This window comes from Methylobrevis pamukkalensis (assembly GCF_001720135.1).
GTDB classification, from domain to species: Bacteria; Pseudomonadota; Alphaproteobacteria; order Rhizobiales; family Pleomorphomonadaceae; genus Methylobrevis; species Methylobrevis pamukkalensis.
On sequence record NZ_MCRJ01000051.1, the window covers coordinates 1 to 19,462 of the forward strand.

Annotated in this window: 15 protein-coding genes, 1 tRNA gene and 3 pseudogenes; 10 read left to right on the forward strand and 9 right to left on the reverse strand. The window is 70.9% G+C overall.

Features of this window, described 5'->3' with window-relative positions; all coding sequences use genetic code 11:
• A pseudogene (locus A6302_RS10045) lies at window positions 1-1,647 on the forward strand (DNA translocase FtsK); the annotation flags it as partial.
• Between the two features lie 206 nt (window positions 1,648-1,853).
• Entirely contained in the window at window positions 1,854-2,489 is a 636-nt protein-coding gene (locus A6302_RS10050; RefSeq protein WP_069306929.1) for a LolA family protein, read from the forward strand.
• A 142-nt stretch (window positions 2,490-2,631) separates the two neighbouring features.
• Here the strand turns inward: A6302_RS10050 and leuB are convergent.
• Window positions 2,632-3,740 (reverse strand): annotated as a pseudogene (gene leuB / locus A6302_RS10055) (3-isopropylmalate dehydrogenase).
• Between the two features lie 387 nt (window positions 3,741-4,127).
• On the opposite strand from leuB, the gene cobF reads away from it, so the two are divergent.
• Window positions 4,128-4,886: a precorrin-6A synthase (deacetylating) gene (cobF, locus tag A6302_RS10060; RefSeq protein WP_069306930.1), complete on the forward strand. Its 759-nt coding sequence runs from the start codon at window positions 4,128-4,130 to the stop codon at window positions 4,884-4,886.
• A 331-nt stretch (window positions 4,887-5,217) separates the two neighbouring features.
• Here cobF and A6302_RS10065 read toward each other — a convergent pair.
• The 6 genes from A6302_RS10065 to hemC form a co-directional block, all read right to left on the reverse strand.
• A tRNA-Thr gene (locus A6302_RS10065) sits at window positions 5,218-5,293 on the reverse strand.
• Between the two features lie 205 nt (window positions 5,294-5,498).
• On the reverse strand, window positions 5,499-5,735 hold the full coding sequence (locus A6302_RS10070; protein ID WP_069306931.1) for a hypothetical protein: 237 nt from the start codon (window positions 5,733-5,735) through the stop codon (window positions 5,499-5,501).
• A complete protein-coding gene (locus tag A6302_RS10075) occupies window positions 5,732-7,255 on the reverse strand; it encodes a heme biosynthesis protein HemY (RefSeq protein WP_069306932.1) in 1,524 nt (507 codons plus the stop codon). Before A6302_RS10075 ends, A6302_RS10070 begins: the two co-directional genes overlap by 4 nt.
• Window positions 7,256-7,395: 140 nt before the next feature.
• A complete protein-coding gene (locus A6302_RS10080; RefSeq protein WP_069306933.1) occupies window positions 7,396-9,189 on the reverse strand; it encodes a hypothetical protein in 1,794 nt (597 codons plus the stop codon).
• A gap of 148 nt (window positions 9,190-9,337) precedes the next feature.
• Entirely contained in the window at window positions 9,338-10,060 is a 723-nt protein-coding gene (locus tag A6302_RS10085) for a uroporphyrinogen-III synthase (RefSeq protein WP_141703640.1), read from the reverse strand.
• Between the two features lie 175 nt (window positions 10,061-10,235).
• On the reverse strand, window positions 10,236-11,165 hold the full coding sequence (gene hemC, locus A6302_RS10090) for a hydroxymethylbilane synthase (protein WP_069306935.1): 930 nt from the start codon (window positions 11,163-11,165) through the stop codon (window positions 10,236-10,238).
• A 153-nt stretch (window positions 11,166-11,318) separates the two neighbouring features.
• On the opposite strand from hemC, the gene tsaD reads away from it, so the two are divergent.
• The 7 genes and pseudogenes from tsaD (at window position 11,319) to A6302_RS10125 (ending at window position 17,986) form a co-directional block, all read left to right on the forward strand.
• Window positions 11,319-12,392 carry a tRNA (adenosine(37)-N6)-threonylcarbamoyltransferase complex transferase subunit TsaD gene (gene tsaD / locus A6302_RS10095; protein WP_069306946.1) on the forward strand — a complete coding sequence of 358 codons (1,074 nt, stop codon included), beginning with the start codon at window positions 11,319-11,321 and terminating at the stop codon, window positions 12,390-12,392.
• Window positions 12,389-13,365: pseudogene (locus A6302_RS10100) on the forward strand (NAD(P)H-dependent glycerol-3-phosphate dehydrogenase). Before tsaD ends, A6302_RS10100 begins: the two are co-directional and overlap by 4 nt.
• 198 nt (window positions 13,366-13,563) lie before the next feature.
• Window positions 13,564-13,851 (forward strand): YciI family protein, encoded by a 288-nt coding sequence (locus A6302_RS10105; RefSeq protein WP_069306947.1) that lies wholly within the window; start codon window positions 13,564-13,566, stop codon window positions 13,849-13,851.
• An 11-nt stretch (window positions 13,852-13,862) separates the two neighbouring features.
• Window positions 13,863-14,276, forward strand: a complete 414-nt coding sequence (locus tag A6302_RS10110; protein ID WP_069306948.1) for an EVE domain-containing protein — start codon at window positions 13,863-13,865, stop codon at window positions 14,274-14,276.
• 136 nt (window positions 14,277-14,412) lie between these two features.
• On the forward strand, window positions 14,413-15,135 hold the full coding sequence (locus A6302_RS10115; protein WP_069306936.1) for a class I SAM-dependent methyltransferase: 723 nt from the start codon (window positions 14,413-14,415) through the stop codon (window positions 15,133-15,135).
• Between the two features lie 223 nt (window positions 15,136-15,358).
• The gene (acs, locus tag A6302_RS10120) at window positions 15,359-17,317 is read left to right on the forward strand and encodes an acetate--CoA ligase (protein ID WP_069306937.1); all 1,959 of its coding nucleotides are present in this window, start codon (window positions 15,359-15,361) and stop codon (window positions 17,315-17,317) included.
• Window positions 17,318-17,632: 315 nt separating this feature from the next.
• Window positions 17,633-17,986, forward strand: coding sequence for a DUF2794 domain-containing protein (locus A6302_RS10125; RefSeq protein ID WP_069306949.1), 354 nt, complete (start codon window positions 17,633-17,635; stop codon window positions 17,984-17,986).
• Between the two features lie 30 nt (window positions 17,987-18,016).
• Here A6302_RS10125 and A6302_RS10130 read toward each other — a convergent pair whose 3' ends face one another.
• Together A6302_RS10130 and A6302_RS10135 are read right to left on the reverse strand one after the other, a co-directional pair.
• Complete coding sequence (locus A6302_RS10130; protein ID WP_069306938.1) at window positions 18,017-18,559, reverse strand: GNAT family N-acetyltransferase; 543 nt, start codon at window positions 18,557-18,559, stop codon at window positions 18,017-18,019.
• A gap of 101 nt (window positions 18,560-18,660) precedes the next feature.
• The gene (locus A6302_RS10135; RefSeq protein WP_069306939.1) at window positions 18,661-19,446 is read right to left on the reverse strand and encodes a Bax inhibitor-1/YccA family protein; all 786 of its coding nucleotides are present in this window, start codon (window positions 19,444-19,446) and stop codon (window positions 18,661-18,663) included.
• Window positions 19,447-19,462: the final 16 nt, after the last annotated feature.

Here is a 19,462-nt window from a genome sequence, read left to right on the forward strand (position 1 = left end):
CGCCCGCCGCCTCCCGCGTCACACCGCCGGCGCCGGCGCCGCGCACCGGCCGCCGCATCGCCGAGGATGCGCAGCCGCTGCTGCCCGGCCACCACAACGGCTACGTCTTCCCGCCGGTGCAGCTTCTGGCCGAGCCGCGCAACGACGGCCACGTCCGCATCTCGTCCGACGCGCTGGAGCAGAACGCCCGGCTGCTGGAAGGCGTGCTGGAGGACTTCGGCGTCAAGGGCGAGATCATCCACGTCCGCCCCGGTCCGGTCGTCACGCTCTATGAACTCGAGCCCGCGCCCGGCATCAAGTCGAGCCGCGTCATCGGCCTTGCCGACGACATCGCCCGCTCGATGAGCGCGATCGCCGCCCGCGTCGCCGTGATCCCCGGCAAGAACGCGATCGGCATCGAGCTGCCGAACCAGCGCCGCGAGACGGTCTACCTGCGCGAGCTGGTTGCCGCCCAGGACTTCGAGCGCACCAAGGCCCGCCTCGCCCTCTGCCTCGGCAAGACCATCGGCGGCGAGCCGGTGATCGTCGATCTTGCCCGCACGCCGCACATGCTGGTCGCCGGCACCACCGGCTCGGGCAAGTCGGTGTCGATCAACACCATGATCCTGTCGCTGCTCTACCGGCTGACGCCCGAGCAGTGCCGCCTGATCATGATCGACCCGAAGATGCTGGAACTGTCGGTCTACGACGGCATCCCGCACCTGCTGACGCCGGTCGTCACCGACCCGAAGAAGGCGGTGGTGGCGCTGAAGTGGACGGTCCGCGAGATGGAGGACCGCTACAAGAAGATGTCGAAGCTCGGCGTGCGCAACATCGAGGGCTTCACGCCCGCGTCGCGCAGGCCCAGGAAAAGGGCGAGAGCATCAGCCGCACGGTCCAGACCGGCTTCGACCGCGAGACCGGCGAGCCGGTGTTCGAGACCGAGGAATTCGACATGGCGCCGATGCCGTTCATCGTCGTCATCATCGACGAGATGGCCGACCTGATGATGGTCGCCGGCAAGGAGATCGAGGGCGCCGTGCAGCGGCTGGCCCAGATGGCCCGCGCCGCCGGCATCCACGTGATCATGGCCACCCAGCGCCCGTCGGTCGACGTCATCACCGGCACGATCAAGGCCAACTTCCCGACCCGCATCTCCTTCCAGGTCACGTCCAAGATCGACAGCCGCACCATTCTCGGCGAGCAGGGCGCCGAACAGCTGCTCGGCCAGGGCGACATGCTCTACATGGCCGGCGGCGGCCGCATCCAGCGCGTCCACGGCCCCTTCGTCGCCGACGACGAGGTCGAGGACATCGTCGCCCACCTGAAGACCCAGGGCACGCCGGACTATCTGGAGGCCATCACCGAGGACGAGGACGAGGCCGGCCCCTATGACGGCGACGGCGCGTCGGCCGCGGCCGCCGGCGGCGAGCCCGGCGAGGGCGCCGACCTCTACGACCAGGCAATCGCGTGGTGCTGCGCGACCGCAAGGTCTCCACCAGCTACATCCAGCGCCGGCTCGGCATCGGCTACAACCGCGCCGCCTCGATCATCGAACGCATGGAGAAGGAAGGCATCGTCTCGCCGGCCAACCACGCCGGCAAGCGCGAGATCCTGCTGGAAGACCGCCACGGCACCACCGGCGACGGCCCCTACGACGACGACTGACCGACCGGGCGGCAGGGTTTGCATCCGGCCGCCCGCCGCCCCATCTGGCAGGAAAGCCCGTCCGGCGCGCGGCCATGCCGCAATGCCGCCGCAGCAGGCTGACAAATCGTGATCAGCACGTGCGGAGCGCCCCCCTGTGGCCATCCGCTTCGGCGTTCCGCGCCGGCCATCCGGGCCATGCGGGCCGCCAGACGAGAGGAACACCCATGACCGCTTTCGACCGCCGCACCTTTCTCGCCGGCCTCCTCGCCGCCGGGGCCTGCGGCGCCGGCTTTCCGGCTCTCGCTGCGCCCAATCTCGGCCAGATGTCGCCGGAGGAATTCGCCACCGTCCAGACGGTGAATGCCTATTTCAACTCGATCCGGACGCTCGAGGGCAAGTTCATCCAGACCGGGCCGGACGGCAGCCAGGCCGAGGGCCTGTTCGTCATCGACCGGCCCGGCCGCATCCGCTTCCGCTACCAGCCGCCGGCGCAGATGGACATCATCTCCGACGGCAAGACCGTGGCGATCGTCGACAAGAAGGCGCGCAACCAGACGCTGGTCTTCCTCAACGACACGCCGCTGCGCTTCCTGCTGGCCCAGAACATCGACCTGACCAAGGAAGCCGTCGTCCAGTCGGTCAGCCTTGCCGACGATCTCCTGACCGTCGTGCTGGAAGATCCGGGCACGTTCGCCGCCGGCCGTCTCACCCTGATCTTCGACGGGCGCACGGTGGAGCTTCGCCAGTGGACCGTCACCGACGCGCAGGGGCTCGACACCACCGTCGCCGTCTACGACCTGAAGCCGGGCATCGAGGTCAAGCCCGAGTGGTTCAAGATCAACTTCTCGCTCTACAAGTGATTTTGTCCCGCAAGGCCATGCGTCGCCTTGCCCGCCCCTGCGAAGGGCCGGCCCCCCGTCTTCATGCAAAAAGCCCGGATCGCTCCGGGCTTTTTCGTGTCAGCCGCTCCCGACCTTCAAGGCCGCGCACGAAGGTCTCGTCTCAGGCGTAGCTCGCCTGGAAGGCCTTGAGCACCGCGGCGCCCATCTCCTTCGTGCCGACCGGGGTGACGCCCGGGCCGCGATGTCGCCGGTGCGCAGGCCGGAGGCCAGCGTGGTGGCGATCGCGCCGTCGAGCTTCTCGGCCGCCTCGATCATGCCGAAGGAATAGCGCAGCGCCATCGCCAGCGAGCCGATCATCGCGATCGGGTTGGCGACGCCCTTGCCGGTGATGTCCGGGGCCGAGCCGTGGACCGGCTCGTAGAGCGCCTTGCGGCTGCCGGTCGTGGCGTCCGGCGCGCCGAGCGAGGCCGACGGCAGCATGCCGAGCGAGCCGGTCAGCATCGCCGCCGCGTCCGACAGGATGTCGCCGAACAGGTTGTCGGTGACGATCACGTCGAACTGCTTGGGCCGGCGCACCAGCTGCATCGCGCAGTTGTCGGCGAGGATATGCTCGAGGCCGACGTCGGCATATTCCTCGGCGTGGACGCGGGTCACCACTTCCTTCCACAGCACGCCCGAGCGCATCACGTTATGCTTCTCGGCCGAGAACACCTTGTTGTTGCGGGTACGGGCCAGTTCGAAGGCGACGCGGACGATGCGCTCGATCTCGAAGGTGGTGTAGACCTGCGTGTCGACGGCCCGCTTCTGGCCGTTCTCGAGGGTCACGATCTCCTTGGGCGACCCGAAATAGGTGCCGCCGGTCAGCTCGCGCACGATCAGGATGTCGAGGCCCTCGACCACCTCGCGCTTGAGGCTGGAGGCATCGGCCAGCGCCGGATAGCAGATCGCCGGGCGCAGGTTGGCGAAGAGATCGAGATCCTTGCGCAGGCGCAGCAGGCCCGCCTCCGGGCGATGCTCGTAGGGCACGTCCGCCCACTTCGGGCCGCCGACGGCGCCGAACAGGATGGCGTCGGCGGCCGTGGCCTTGGCCATGTCCTCCTCGGAGATCGACACCTTGTGGGCATCATAGGCGGCGCCGCCGACGAGGCCCTTGTCGGTCGCGAAGTCGGCGATGCCGGCCGCGTTCATCCAGGCGATGATCGCTTCGACCTCGGCCATGATCTCGGTGCCGATGCCGTCGCCGGGCAGGAGCAGGATGTTCTTGGACATGTTCGGACGTTTCCGTTGAGCGCAGAAGACAGGGGTGAGACGAACCGCGCCGCCGGGTCTTCTGGCTCGAGGGTCCGGGCGCGCGTCTTCCGGGCTGGCGTTAGCGCGAAGCGATGCCGATGGCAAGACGCACACGGGCAAACCCGCGGATCAGCACTGTTTCCGCGTCGGCGAGGAGCGCGCCGCGCAGCCGTGATCCGGTGCCGGATATCCGCCAGGGCGTGCAGGTTCCCGGCACGCGGCGCCCGCGCTCTGCCCCTTCTCTCTGGCGCCGCGCTCTGGCCCTCCACATGCGGCCCCCTGCACGCCGGTCCTCCGCGTGCTAGAGAGGGCCGCCCGGCCGGACCCTCTCCCGCTCGTTTCCTCGGCCGGCCACGCGGAGGCGACATGCGCACCATTCTCGTCATCGGCATCGGCACCGGCGACCCGGAGCATCTGACGCTGCAGGCGATCACCGCGCTGCGCCGCGCCGACGTCGTGTATGTGCCCGACAAGGGCGCGGAAAAGGCCGCCCTCCGGCAGGTGCGCGAGGCGATCCTCGCCCGCCATGCCGCCCCCGGCACCCGCCTCGTGCCCGTCGCCATTCCGCGCCGGGCCGAAGCCGGCAGCGACTACCGCGGCGTGGTCGCCGACTGGCACGGCGCGATCGCCGACCGCTACGCCGCGGCCTTCGCCGACACCCTTCCCGACGGCGGCACCGGCGCGCTGCTGGTCTGGGGCGATCCGGCGCTCTACGACAGCACCCTGCGCATCCTCGAGACCCTGAGCGGCCGCGGCCTTGCACTCGATTGGCAGGTGTTCCCCGGCCTCAGCGCCGTGCAGCTCCTCTGCGCCCGCCACCGCATCCCGCTCAACCGCATCGGCAAGGCGGTCACGATCACCCCCGCCCGCCAGCTCGGCCCCCGCCTCCCCGACGACACCGACACGGTCGTCGTCGTCCTCGACGGCGACGAGACCTTCCTGACGCTCGAAGGCGACGACCTGGAGATCTTCTGGGGCGCCTATCTCGGCACGCCGCACGAGATCCTGCGCGCCGGCCCGCTCCACGCCATCCGCGACGACATCGCCGCCACCCGCCGCACCGCCCGCGCGGCGCATGGCTGGATCATGGACACGTATCTGATCAGGCGGCGGGGAGACGAGTAGGCAAGGGAGGAGGCCGCGGGCTGCCGGCGCCGGTCCCTCTTTCATCTTTGCCGGGCTTGACCCGGCAACCCGCTGGCTTTCCCGCAAAGACTGATCTGTCCGCCTGTGGCGACGGGATATCGCCTCCCGTCGATGGAGTGGCCGCTCCGCCACTGGATCGCCGGGTCAAGCCCGGCGAAGACGGTCGAGGGGGCAGAACTCGGCGACGACCAGCAGGCGCTTTCGGATCGGACAGCAGGGCACCGGCAACCCACGCGAACACCCCGTCGGTCACGACGGGGACGGCACCAAGGCCGGCACATTGGAATTCTGATTCAGGAAGATCCGGAAATGGTGCCGCTTACAGGACTCGAACCTGTGACCCCATCATTACGAATGATGTGCTCTACCAACTGAGCTAAAGCGGCGCCGGGGTCGCGCAGGGGCGACCATCGGATGAGGCGGGTGATAGCGGCAACGGCGGCGGATTTCAAGCGCCCCGTCGCCCCGGCGCGCAAATTCCTGCGGGCCGTGTCCGGTCCTGCCTTGCCGGAGAGTTCCCCACACGGTCGGGGGCGGTCCGTCCGCTCCCGAACCGCTGCCGTCATCCCTGACCTGCTCGCCAGCCAGCGCTCAGGCGAGCGCCGGCGTTGCCGTGGTCCGCTTCTGCGGGGCGTAGTCGTCGCCGCCGGGGCCCGGATCGTCCGGACGGTGCGGCAGGGCGGCGTCCTGCGGCGTCAGGATGGTGACGCGCTCGGCGGCCTCGGGACGGGGCAGAGCGGCGGCGGGCTTCGCCTCGCCCGGCCTGGCGTCCTGCGGCTTCACCTCGGCGGGCCTGGCGCCCGTGGGCTTGCCGTCTGCGGGTTTCACGTCGAGCGGCTTCGCCTCGCCAGCCTTCCCTTCGCCAGCCTTCCCTTCGGCCGGCTTTGCGGCCGGCGGCGCGGCGCTGCTGCCCGAGGCATCGCCCGAGGGCGTACCGGCCGCGGGCGGCGGAAGGTCGTCGTCCGAACCCGCCGCCGCGGCGGCGCGGCCGGCGGCAGCGCGTCCAGCGGCAGCATCGCCTGGTGGGCGAGTTCGGCGCCGTCGAGATCGTGGGAGGGCTTGGCGGCCGTCGCCGGCACCTTCCATTCGAAGGCGTCGAGATGGCCGGTGACCGGCGAGACCGGCGACCACTCGTCGGCCGTCACGCCGTCGGCCACCCAGGTGGCGTCACGGGGGGCGTGGACGGCGCGCGACAGCCATTCGCGCATCCGGCCGCGATCGCCGTGCTCGGCCTCTTCCAGTTCCGCCATCATCAGGCAGACCCGGCGGGTCGGCGACTGGCGCAGCGCCTGTGTCAGCGTGCTGCGCGCCTCGGCCCAGTCGTGGGCGTCGATCGCCTGGCGGGCGATCGCCAGCGTGCCTTCCACATGGTTCGGCCGCAGCGAGGCGAGATGCTTGACCCGCTTCAGCCGGTCGCGCGGCGCGTCCCCGGAGCGCACGTGGGCATAGACCTCGGCGATGTCCGGATGCGGCGACTCGCGCCAGGTGGTCTCCAGAACCTTGCTCGCCTTGCGCAGTTCGTTTGCCCGCGACAGCATCCGTCCGGCGATCACCGCCGCCGGCACCAAGTCCGGCGCAAGGCGGTGGGCTTCCTTCGACAGGTTGCGGGCGAGATCCGGATCATGGTCCTCGGACTGCAGCGCCCGGGCGGTCAGGATCACGGCGCGCTGGCGCCGGGCGGTCTTCTTGTCGACGAGCCGGGCAGAGGCGCTGGCCTCCAGCGTCTCGAGCGCGCCGACCCAGTCCTTCTCGGCCGACTGGTATTCGATCGTGGCCGTGCCGGCCCACAGGATGCCCGGCGAGAGCTTCAGCGCCTCGGCGGCATAGTGGCGGGCGGCGGCGGTCTCGCCCTCGCGGACGGCCTCCACATAGAGACCGCGCAGGCCGAGCAGCGCCGTGTCCGGCTTTTCCAGCATGCGGTTGAAGGCGGCGCGGGCGCGGTCGTTGCGCCCTTCCAGCTGCGCGGTCTGCGCCTCGAGCAGGTGGACGAGGGGCTCCCGGTCGCCGAGCTGCTTGCGCGCCTCGCTGGAATAGCGGTGGGCGAGCCGGGCGTCGCCCGAGCCGACGGCGATCATGCCGCGGCTCAGCGCGCCATAGCCCTTGTCGCGGCGGCGGGCCCGGAAATAGTCGCCGATCATCCGCGGACCGCGGATCAGCCCCATGACGAGCGACCACAGCACCACGGCGAGGATGGCAAACACCACCAGCGCGACGACGACGACGCGCAGCGACGGCGCCATCTCGCCGCCCGGCCAGACGACGTTGACGTCGATCGGCACGCCGCCCAGCCAGTCGAGCGCGAACACGACCGCGAACAGCGCCGCGAGGGCAATCAGGACCCGGATCATCGTCTGGCCTCCGTTGCGGCCCTGCGCCCTCCCCCGGCGAGGTCCGTCGTTCCCTTCGGGCTTCCCCTCCGCAAGGCGGACGGCAAGCGATTGTTATTGTCTCACCGGTCGCCCGGCCGGCCGTGAGCCGGCCGTCGCGATCAGCTCTTGTTCACGGTCACCGACAGGCGCTCGATCATCCGGTCGGTCAGCGTGGCAATGGACGCGTCGGCGGCAAGGCGGGCGTCGAGGCCGGCCTTCCAGTCGGACGAGGCCGCCTTGGCCGGCTCCGGCAGGCGGTTCCAGGCCTCGCCGGCGGCGGGCAGGTCGCCGGCCTCCAGCTTGGCCTCGATGTCGCTGACGATGGCGCCGAGCGATTCGCCCGCGCCGGTCTCGCGGAAGTTGACCAGCGAGCGTGCGCCGGCCATCAGCCGATCCATCGGCGCCGCATCGGCGGCAACCCCCTCGCTCTTCATCACCGCGTCGGACGGGAAGCCGCCCATCACGGCGAGCGCGGTCGGAATGCCGGTCTCCGCGAAGGGCTCCAGCGCCTCGATCCCCGGCAGGTCGCGGGCCGCAGCCTTGATCGCGGCCAGTTCCGCCGAGAAGGGCGCGCCCCGCTCCACCTTGCCGGCGAGCGTCGTGACCGCCAGCGACAGCGCGGCAATCTCGCCCTCCTCGGGCGCGCGTTCCAGAATGCCTTCCACCTCGCCGACGCGGCCATCGATCGCCTGCGACGTGCTGCCGAGTTCGCCGAGCTTCGTCTCGGCCTCGGCCATGCGGCCGTCGAGGCCGGAGATGCCGGTCTCGACCGTCTTCGACAGGCCGTCGAGATCGCTGCGCAGGCCGTCGAGCTCGCCGAGGCGGGATTCGATGGCGGAAATACGCTCGCCGAGGGTCGTCTGCGCGGCCGCGATCTCGTCCTGCGCGGCTTTCAGGCCGGCGGTGGAGGCGCTGAGATCGTTGACCGTGCCGTCGACGAGGCCGAGACGCGTGCCATAGGCGGCAACGCGGCTGGTGAGGGTTTCGAGGGCCGGCGCCAGATCTTCCTTCGGCAGCGCCTCGACCGTGGCGGCCAGCTCGCCGAGCGAGCGGCTTGTCGCCTCGCCTTCGGTCTTCGCGGCGGCCAGCGCCTCGGAGGTCGCCGTCAGGTCACCGGCCAGCGCCTCGCGGGCGGCGGTTTCCGCGGCGATCGCCGCGCCGAGCTTGTCGAGGGCCTCGCGGGCCGCGTCGGAGGCCGCCGTGCCGCTCGCCTCGATCGCGGCGCGGGCGTCATTCAGCGCCGTCTCCAGCTCGGTGATCCGGGTGGTGGTCGCCTCGTCGGGCCGGGCGACGGCCGCATCGAGCGCCGCCAGACGGCGGTCGAGCGCTTCGACCGTGGCGGCATCCGCCTTGCTGTCGTCGGCGCCGAGGCCCGGCAGCAGGCCGGCGTTGCCGAGCCCGTAGACACCGCCGAGCACGACGACGCCGCCGATGCAGGCGGCGGCCAGCATCGCGCCGATCCCGGCGCCCCGATGTTCCGAGGCCCGGCTGGCGGGCGTCGCGGCCGGGGGCACACGGTTCTCGCTCGCTGTCGCCGGCGTGTCGGAGGAAGCCGCTTCGCTGGCCGACGTCCCGGATGCCCGGACGTCCGACGTCGCCTGGTCGGCGGACACGGCCTCGGCCGGTGCGCCGGAAGAGGCGTCGGTGCCGGAAGCGGCGTCGGTGAGGGAACTGTCGGCAGGCGATGCCGCTGCGGGAGTCTCCCCCTCCAGCGTCTCGGGCGTCGCGCCGCTGGCGGTCACGACCGTATCGGGCGTCTCCGGCTCGGCCGCAGCGCCGCCGGCTTTCGCCTCTTCGGCCGCCCGTTCGGCCGCCTCGCGCGCCACTTCGACGGCGGTCAGGTCGATCGTCGTCGAGCGTTTCGACGTCCGGCCGCTCTTCCCGTCGGAATCCCGGCCTTTCTCGTTCGCCATGTCCGCCCGCTCCCTGATGGAGGTCCGGAACCGCGACTGCGGCCCCGTCCGATCTTCTTTGCGTGGCGAGGGGATGGCTTCCGCCGTCCGCCCGCCATCTGTTCCTGCCTATTTCATCGGGACGAGGGGGGCCGGTCAACCCGCCGCATCACGAATCCGGATTCGCCGCGACGCCGCGTCGGCGATCGGCAAGGCCCAGAACGAGATCGCCGAGGGCCGCGCCGGTCGGCGCGTCCGGCACATGCACATGCCGCGCGCCCGCCTCCACCAGCGGCGCCGCGGCCGCCGCCGAGATGGCCACGATCGCCAGCTCCGCAAGCCGGGAAACCTGCCCACCGGCCCGAAGACAGGCGAGAAAGGCCGCGGAGGTCCGCGCCGACGCCGTCACGACGAGATCGACGCCGCCGCCCGAAAGCAGCGCCGCCGTTTCCTTCGAAAATTCCGTCCGCGCCTCGGCACGGTATGTCTCCAACGTCGTGACCGCGAATCCGTTCCGTTGCAGCCGGCCGTCGACATCGCCGGCGCGGTCGCGGCCGCCAAGGTGCAGAAGCATCCCGGCCGCCGGATCGAGATGGCCGACGATCCAGGCAACCAGCGCCTCCGCGCCGCCCTCGCCGGGCGCAGTCGCGGCGCGAAATCCCGCCGCTTTGGCCGCCGCAGCCGTCCGCGCGCCGACGCAGAGCGCCGGGCGGTCGGCAAGCGCGGCCGGCAACGGCGGCGCCCCCTCTGCCTGCACGGCGTTGGCGCTGGTGACGATCACCGCCGCCGGACGCAGATCGCCCAGCCGCAGAGGCCAGGCGGGATCGGCGACGATCTCCAGCATCGGCGAAAGATGCACGTCGTGACCGGCGCGGCGAAGCTGTTTCGCCATCGCCGCGGCCTCCCTCTCCGGCCTCAGGATCAGGATCGCGACCACCGTACCGCCTTTCGGGCCTCGTGCGAATCAGACGATCGGTCAGGGACCGAACCCGCATGGCCGACGAGGGCCAGCCTTGCGGGGGAGGAAGCGCCCGACCGGGCGCCGGGCGGTCGGGCCGGACCCTCTCTCAGGGAGCGACGAAGAAGTCGGCGCCGCCGCGGCTCTTGAGCCGCCGGCCGAGCTCGTCGCCGAGACGGACCGCGTCGGCGGTTCCGCCCGTCAGCCGGTCTTCGTGCACCGTGGCGCCGTCCACCTTCAGGATCATGCCGCGGATCGACAGGGTGCCTGCCGCGTCCACCTGCGCAAGGCCGGCGATCGGCGTGCGGCAGGAGCCGTCGAGGGCGGCGAGGAAGGCGCGCTCGGCGGCAAGGCACACCGCCGTCTCGCCATGATGGATCGCGGCCAGAACATCGCCGACGCGCGTGTCGCCCGCCCGGGTCTCGATGCCGATGGCGCCCTGCCCCACGGCGGGCGGAAAGCTCTCCGCGTCGAGGATCTCGGTCGCCACCTCGGCCATGCCGAGGCGGTTGAGCCCGGCGAGCGCCAGCAGCGTCGCGTCGACCACCCCTTCGCCGAGCTTGCGCAGCCGGCTCTGGACGTTGCCCCGGTAGGTGACGACCTCCAGGTCGGGTCGCAGCCGGCGCAACAGCGCCTGCCGGCGCAGCGAGGCCGTGCCGACGATCGCGCCTGCCGGCAGGTCGGCCAGCCGCTCCGCCCGCGGCGAGATGAACACGTCGCGCACGTCCTCGCGCGGCAGGAAATGGTCGAGCACCAGCCCGTCCGGCAGTTCGGTCGGCATGTCCTTGGAGGAATGGACGGCGAGATCGATGGAGCCGGCGATCAGCGCCTCCTCGATCTCCTTGGTGAACAGGCCCTTGCCGCCGACTTCCGACAGCGGGCGATCGAGGATGCGGTCGCCGCTGGTGCTGATCACCACGATGTCGATCGCGCCATCGGCAAGGCCATGGGCGGCGGTCAGCCGATCGCGGACCTCATGCGCCTGGGCAAGGGCCAGCGGGCTTCCGCGGGTTCCGATCCTGAGGAGAGGTGATTGCACGTCGCCGTTCCGGATGTTAGGGGCCAAGGCTCACGGTTCTTCGTCGCCACCGTTGTTCGTCGCCGTTGAAGCAGCGTGCGCGGCCGGAGACAAGCACAAACCGCCCGCGCCGGCCGGGTGAGGACGATCCCCATGGCGCTTTCGGAGACTGGCATGATCGTTCTCGGCATCGAGACGAGCTGCGACGAGACCGCGGCGGCCGTGGTTCTGCGCGCGCCCGAGGGGCAGGGCCGGATCCTGTCCAGTGTCGTGCTGTCGCAGGATGCCCACGCCATCTATGGCGGCGTCGTGCCGGAACTGGCCGCCCGCGCCCATGTCGACCGGCTCGACGACGTGATCGCCACCGCGCTTGACGAGGCCGGCCTCGACCTTGCCGGCGTCGACGCCATCGCCGCCACGGCCGGGCCGGGGCTGATCGGCGGCGTGCTGGTCGGCCTCACCACGGCGAAGGCGCTGGCGATGGCCACCGGAAAACCACTCGTCGCGGTCAATCACCTCGAGGCCCACGCCCTCACCGCAAGGCTCACCGACGGCATCGCCTTTCCATATCTGCTGCTGCTCGTCTCCGGTGGCCACACCCAGATCGTCCGCGTCGACGGCGTCGGCCGCTACCGCCGGCTCGGCACCACCATCGACGACGCTCTCGGCGAGGCCTTCGACAAGACCGCCAAGCTGCTCGACCTCGGCTATCCGGGCGGCCCGGCGGTGGAGGCGGCAGCGGCGAAGGGCGACCCCGGCCGCATTCCCCTGCCCCGGCCGATGATCGGCCGGCCGACGCCGGATTTCTCCTTCTCCGGCCTCAAGACCGCAATCCGCCAGGAGGCCGAGCGCCGGGCACCGCTGTCACCCGCCGACGTCGCCGACCTCTGCGCCGCCTTCCAGAGTTCGATCTGCGCCGTGATCGCCGACCGGGTCCGCCTCGCGCTCGGCCTGTTCCGCGACAGCGCCCCCGGCATCGATCCGGTGCTGGTGGTCGCCGGCGGGGTTGCCGCCAACCGGGCGATCGCCGCGCGGCTGGCCGAGACGACGGCGAAGGCCGGCGCGCGGCTGGTGGTGCCGCCGCCCGTGCTCTGCACCGACAACGGCGCCATGGTCGCCTGGGCCGGCGCCGAACGGCTGGCCCTTGGCCTTTCCGATGACCTCGATGTCGCCGCCCGCGCCCGCTGGCCGCTGGATGCCGAGGCCGAGCCGCTGGTCGGCTACGGCCGGCTCGGGACCAAGGTATGAGCGCGCCGCGGATTGCCGTCCTCGGCGCCGGGGCCTGGGGCACCGCGCTGGCGCTCGCCGCCGCGCGCGCCGGGCGGACGGTCGATCTCGTCGGCCGCGATGCCGGGAAGATGGCGGTGCTCGCGACCAGCCGTGCCACGCCGCACCTGCCCGGCGTCACGCTGCCGCCCGGCGTCTGCCCCACCGCCGACACCGCCTGCCTCGCGACGGCCGGCATCGTGCTGGTCGTCGTGCCGGCGCAGGCGACCCGGAGCGAGGCCGAGCGGCTCGCGGGCCTGATCCGGCCGGGCACGCCGCTCATTGCCTGCGCCAAGGGCATCGATGCGGCCACCGGCCAGCTCGTCGGCGAGGTGCTGGCCGCCGCGATCCCGCAGGCGCCGGTGGCGGTGCTCTCCGGCCCCGGCTTTGCCGTGGAGGTCGCGGCCGGCCTGCCCACCGCGCTGACGATCGCCGCCGAGGAGCCCGGCCTTGCCGAGGCGCTGTGCCAGGCGCTCGCCGGCCCCGCCTTCCGCCCCTATGCCAGCGAGGATGTCGTCGCGTCCAGCTCGGCGGCGCGCTCAAGAACGTGCTCGCGATTGCCGCCGGCATCGTCGCCGGCCGCCACCTCGGGGCGAGCGCGGAAGCGGCGGTGGTGACCCGCGGCTTCGTGGAGATGCGCCGCCTGGCCGGCGCCTGGGGCGCGCGCACCGAGACGCTGATGGGCCTCTCCGGCCTCGGCGACCTGATCCTCACCTGCCGCAGCCTGCAGTCGCGCAACTTCGCGCTCGGCCATGCCATCGGCGCCGGCGCGCCGCTGCCCGAGAAGCTCGCCGAAGGCGCCGCCACCGCCGACATCGCCGTCGTCCGCGCCGGCGCCTTCGGCGTCGAGGTGCCGATCATGGCCGCCGTCGCCGCGATCCTGTCCGGCCGCATCACCGTCGACGACGCGGTCGGCGCCCTGCTCGCCCGGCCGCTGAAGCGCGAGGACGGCTGATACCGGGCACGGAAAGGTTCGACCTGCCGACGCTTTCCGTCCGGAGGCACGCCCGGCCGGGCGCCGGCCGGTCAGGCCGTCACCACAGAAATTTCTGACGAGTCGGAAATTTCTGTGCCGGGTATGAGCCTTTCGCGCCCGCTTTACGCCGGCCGGCCCTGCGATTACGGTCGCGCCGGAACGATCCTGGAGCCCCCGATGCACTTTGCCGTCACCTGCCTCGACAAGCCCGGCCACGCCCATGTGCGCGCCGAGACCCGCCCTGCCCACGTCGCCTTCCTGAAGGCCAACGCGGAGAAGTTTCCGATCGCCGGCCCGTTCGTGTCCGACGACGGCGCGTCGATGACCGGCTCGCTGCTGATCGTCGAGATCGAGGACCGTGCCGCGCTCGACGCCCTGCTCGCCGAGGACCCCTACGCCAAGGCCGGCCTGTTCGAGACGGTCGAGATCCGGCCGTGGAAGTGGACCATCGGCGCCCCGGCCTGAGGGAGCAGCCGATGGCCTACTGGCTGTTCAAGTCCGAGCCCTTCAAGTGGTCCTTCGAGATGCAGAAGGCCAGGGGCGCCGCCGGCCAGGAATGGGACGGCGTGCGCAACTACCAGGCCCGCAACAACATGCGGGCGATGCAGATCGGCGACCAGGCCTTCTTCTACCACTCCAACGAGGGCCTGGAGATCGTCGGCATCGTCGAGGTCTGCGGCCTGTCCCATCCGGATTCGACCACGGACGACCCGCGCTGGGACTGCGTCGACGTCCGCGCGGTCCGCGACATGCCGAAGCCCGTCAGCCTCGCCGCGGTCAAGGCCGAGCCGCGGCTGGCGAAGATGAGCCTCGTCACCTCCATGCGCCTGTCGGTGCAGCCGGTGACCGAGGAGGAATGGGCGATCGTCTGCGCGATGGGCGGGCTCTGAGCCCGCGACCCGGCGCGCCGAAGAATCCGCTTGCGCCCGCCCCCGCTTGCCTGTGATGTCGGGCGGCGAGGGCGCGCCTCGCCCGGGACGCGGTGGTCCGGGGCCGGCGCCGGCCCCAACCTCCGGGGAGACGCACGTGCCGGGCCAGTCGGTCGATCCGCGTTCCTTCATCCGCGCCAACACGCGGCTGTTCGCCCCGCCGCATGTGCCGGAACTCCGCCTGCATCTCGCCGACGAGGCGATGGATCTGTGGAGCCGGACCGAGGAGGAACTCGGCGAACTCGGCCTGCCGCCGCCGTTCTGGGCCTTCGCCTGGGCCGGCGGGCAGGCGCTCGCCCGCCACATCCTCGACAATCCGGATCTCGTCGCCGGCAAGCGGGTGCTGGACTTCGCCTCCGGCTCCGGCCTCGTCGCCATCGCCACGATGAAGGCCGGCGCCGCCAGCGTGGTTGCCTCCGAGATCGACCGCTTTGCCTTCGCCGCCATCGCCCTCAACGCCGAGGCCAACGGCGTGACCGTGGCGATCGATTCCCGCGACCTGACCGACCCGGCCTTCCGCTCGGGCCTTGCCGCCTTCGACGTGGTGCTGGCCGGCGACGTCTTCTACGAAAAGCCGATGGCCGACCGGGTGCTGCCGCTGCTGCGCGAGGCGGAAGGCGCCGGCGCCGCGGTGCTGTTCGGCGATCCCGGCCGCAGCTATCTGCCGAAGGGCGAGATCGTCGAGGTCGCGACCTACACGGTGCCGGTGACCCGGGCGATCGAGGATTCGGAGGTCAAGCGCACCAGCGTCTGGCGCCTCGTTGCCCGCGAGACCGCAGATGGGACCGCTGCCGGGCAGATCGCCCGCCCCGGCGGCTGAGGTCCGGGCGCAGGGGCCCGACAAGGCGCGCCGGACCGATGGTCCCGCCGCCGCGTCCTTTCGCCACGGGACCCGCCTGCGGGGGCTGCAAAGAGCCGGCGACGCTACCAAAGTGCGATCCGCGGCCGGTGGACGCTGCACCGTGCCCTGCGCATAATGCACCGCAACGACAGGCAGGCTCGATCCCGCCGTCGCTTGGGAAACATCCCGGGAGGAAACAAGAATGACGGACGCGCTGTATCCCGTGACGGCCGAAGCGGCCCGCAACGCGCTGATCGACACCGACGCCTACCATGCGATGTACCGGGCCTCGGTGGACGACCCCGACGGCTTCTGGGGCGAGCACGGCAAGCGGCTCGACTGGATCCGACCCTACACCCGGGTCAAGAACACCAGCTACGACCCGCACAACGTCTCGATCCGCTGGTTCGAGGACGGCACGCTCAACGTCTCGGCCAACTGCATCGACCGGCATCTGGCCACCCGCGGCGACCAGGTGGCGATCATCTGGGAGGGCGACGACCCGAACGAGTCGAAGTCGATCACCTACCGCCAGCTCCACGCCGAGGTGTCGAAATTCGCCAACGTGCTGAAGAAGCACGGGGTGAAGAAGGGGGACCGGGTCACGATCTACCTGCCGATGATCCCGGAGGCGGCCTATGCGATGCTCGCCTGCGCCCGGGTCGGCGCGATCCATTCCATCGTGTTCGCCGGCTTCTCGCCGGACAGCCTTGCCGGCCGGATCGAGGACTGCGAGTCCAAGCTGGTGCTGACCGCCGACGAGGGCCTGCGCGGCGGCCGCAAGGTGCCGCTCAAGACCAATGTCGACGCGGCGCTGAAGAAGACCGCGCAGGGCGCGGGCGGCGACGAGAAGGTGATCGTCGTCAGGCGCACCGGCGGCGACGTGCCGATGACCGAGGGCCGCGACTTCTGGTACGACGACGAGGCGGCGAGCGTTGACGCCGACTGCGCGCCGGAAGAGATGAACGCGGAAGATCCGCTGTTCATCCTCTACACGTCGGGCTCCACCGGCAAGCCGAAGGGCGTGCTGCACACCACCGGCGGCTATCTCGTCTATGCGTCGATGACGCATCAGTATGTGTTCGACTACCACGACGGCGACGTCTACTGGTGCACCGCCGACGTCGGCTGGGTCACCGGCCACAGCTACATCGTCTACGGCCCGCTCGCCAACGGCGCGACCACGCTGATGTTCGAGGGCGTGCCGAACTATCCCTCGCCGGCCCGCTGCTGGGAGGTGGTCGACAAGCACAAGGTCAACATCTTCTACACCGCGCCGACCGCGATCCGCGCCCTGATGGGCGCCGGCAACGACCATGTGACGAAGACCTCGCGCGCCTCGCTGAAGCTGCTCGGCTCGGTCGGCGAGCCGATCAATCCGGAAGCCTGGAACTGGTACTACAACGTCGTCGGCGAGGGGCGCTGCCCGATCGTCGACACCTGGTGGCAGACCGAGACCGGCGGCATCCTGATCACCCCGCTGCCGGGCGCCATCGCGCTGAAGCCCGGTTCGGCGACCCTGCCGTTCTTCGGCGTCGAGCCGGCGATCGTCGACGCGGAAGGCCAGATTCTCGAGGGCGCCTGCGAGGGCAATCTCGTGATCACCACCGCCTGGCCGGGGCAGATGCGCACGATCTTCGGCGACCACGAGCGCTTCGTGCAGACCTATTTCTCCACCTACAAGGGCATGTATTTCACCGGTGACGGCTGCCGCCGCGACGCCGACGGCTACTACTGGATCACCGGCCGGGTCGACGACGTGATCAACGTCTCCGGCCACCGCATGGGCACGGCCGAGGTCGAATCGGCGCTGGTTGCCCATCCGAAGGTGTCCGAGGCCGCCGTGGTCGGCTACCCGCACGACATCAAGGGCCAGGGCATCTACTGCTACGTGACGCTGATGGCCGGCGAGGAGCCGTCCGAGGCGCTGCGGAAAGAGCTGAAGGACTGGGTCCGCCGCGAGATCGGCCCGATCGCCTCGCCCGACCTGATCCAGTTCTCGCCCGGCCTGCCGAAGACCCGATCGGGCAAGATCATGCGCCGCATCCTGCGCAAGATCGCCGAGGACGAATTCGGCGCCCTCGGCGACACCTCGACGCTGGCCGACCCCGGCGTCGTCAACGACCTGATCGACAACCGCCAGAACCGCAAGGCGGGATAGGAACGGAAGACTGCCCCGGAACCGCCTCGATTCCGGGAGCGATGTCCGACAATTCAGGCCGTGACGACGGGCGCTCCGTCGTCACGGCCTTGCCTTTACGATCCTCGTCGTCACGCCCGCCATTGCCATCCGGCCCGTCTGCGGCGATCATGACAGCCGGATGACGATGGGCAAGCTGTGGAGAGCCGATTGACCGAGGCCGATCAGGAGACGCCGCCGCGCGCGGGCGGGACGGACGCGGCGGGCAACAACGTGCTGCGGCCGGCCGAGCCATGGCCGTCGGCCCAGGGCGGCGCCAGCGGCCCGCGCGAGCCGGTGAGCGAGCGCGAGGCCCGCGCGCCGAAGCTCGCCTCGACCCGGGCGAGCGCCCTGCCGGTGGTCGCCTTCGATCGCGGCGAGCTGGGCGAAATCCTGCGCGTCTACGGGCGGATGGTGGCGGCCGGCGAGTGGCGCGACTATGCGGTCGACCATCTGAGCGACCGCGCGGTCTTCTCCGTGTTCCGCCACTCCAGCGAACATCCGCTCTACCGGATCGAGAAGGAGCCGGCGCTGGCCCGGCGCCAGGGCGCCTACTCGGTGATGGCCCAGGGCGGCCTGATCCTGAAACGCGGCCATGATCTCGCCCGCGTGCTCAAGGTGATCGACAAGAGCCTGAAGCTGGTGGACTGACGCGGCGGACGCGCGGACCCGCTCCCGCGGTCACTCCTCCGCGGGCGCCTCGTCCCCTGCCCCGAGCGCGCGCTGCATCAGCAGCGTGTCACGCCAGCGTCCGTGCTTGAAGCCGACGCCGCGCAACAGGCCGACCACCTCGAATCCGAGGCTGGCATGCAGCTGCGCCGAGCCGGAATTTTCCGGATCGCCCATCACCGCCACCATCTGCCGGAAGCGGCGGGCGGTTGCTGCTGCGATCAGTGCGGCGAGCAACCGGCGCCCGATGCCGCGTCCGGCGAAGTCCGGTGCGATGTAGACCGAATCTTCCACAGTGGAGCGATAGGCCGGCCGCGGGCGATAGGGTCCGACGCAGGCATAGCCGGCAATCTCGTGCCCGGCCTCGGCGACGAGGAACGGAAAGCCGCCCGCCCGCAGGCTCTCGAAGCGGCGCGTCATTTCGGCGAGCGCGGGTGGCTCCAGTTCGAAGCTCGACGTGCCGTGTTCGACCCAGTGGCCGTAGATGGCGGTGATCGCGGGCAGGTCGCGGGGTTCGGCGTCGCGCAGGTCCAAGTGCAGGTCTGTGGAGGGCATGGCGTCAGGACGGACAGAGTGAGACGGGAAAACGCGGCGGGCATAAAAAAAGCGCGGCCCGAAGGCCGCGCTTGTCGAGTTCGCTGTCAGGCCGGCACCAGTCAGCGACGGTCGCCGACCAGCTGCAGCAGCATGATGAACATGTTGATGAAGTCGAGGTAGAGGTTCAGCGCACCCATGATCGCCTTGCGGCCCATGCTGGTGCTGTCGTCGCCCGCGAAATACATCTCCTTGATCTTCTGGGTGTCGTAGGCGGTGAGGCCCGCGAACACCACCACGCCGATCGCCGAGATGGCGAAGGCAAGCGCCGAGGAGGCAAGGAAGATGTTGACCACCGAGGCGAGGATCAGGCCGATCAGGCCCATGAACAGGAACGAGCCCCAGCCGGTGAGATCGCGCTTCGTCGTGTAGCCGAACAGGCTGAGCGCGGCGAAGGAGGCGGCGGTGATGAAGAACACCTGCGTGATCGACTGACCGGTGAAGATCAGGAAGATCGACGACAGCGACACGCCGACCAGCGTCGCATAGACGAGGAAGGTGACCTGCGCGGCCGCGACGCTCATCTTCTGGATGCGCGCGGCGAGGAAGAACACGAGGCCGAGCGGGGCGAGCATCACCACCCACTTCAGCGGGCTGGTGTAGAGCATGACGCCGAACTCGGTCAGCATCAGGCCGCCGCGGGCCTCGGCCGCCGCAAGCGACGGGTCCGTGGTCACGGCAGCGCTGAACGCGGCGTAGGCGGCGATGCCGGTCAGGCCAAGGCCCATGGCCATGTAGTTGTAGACCTTGAGCATGTAGGCCCGCAGGCCCTGGTCGATCTCGCCAGCGCCAGCGCGCGACGAAACCGAACCGTAGCGCGCGGAGGCGTTGCGTTCCGGATTCGACATGGAAAACCCCTCAGGT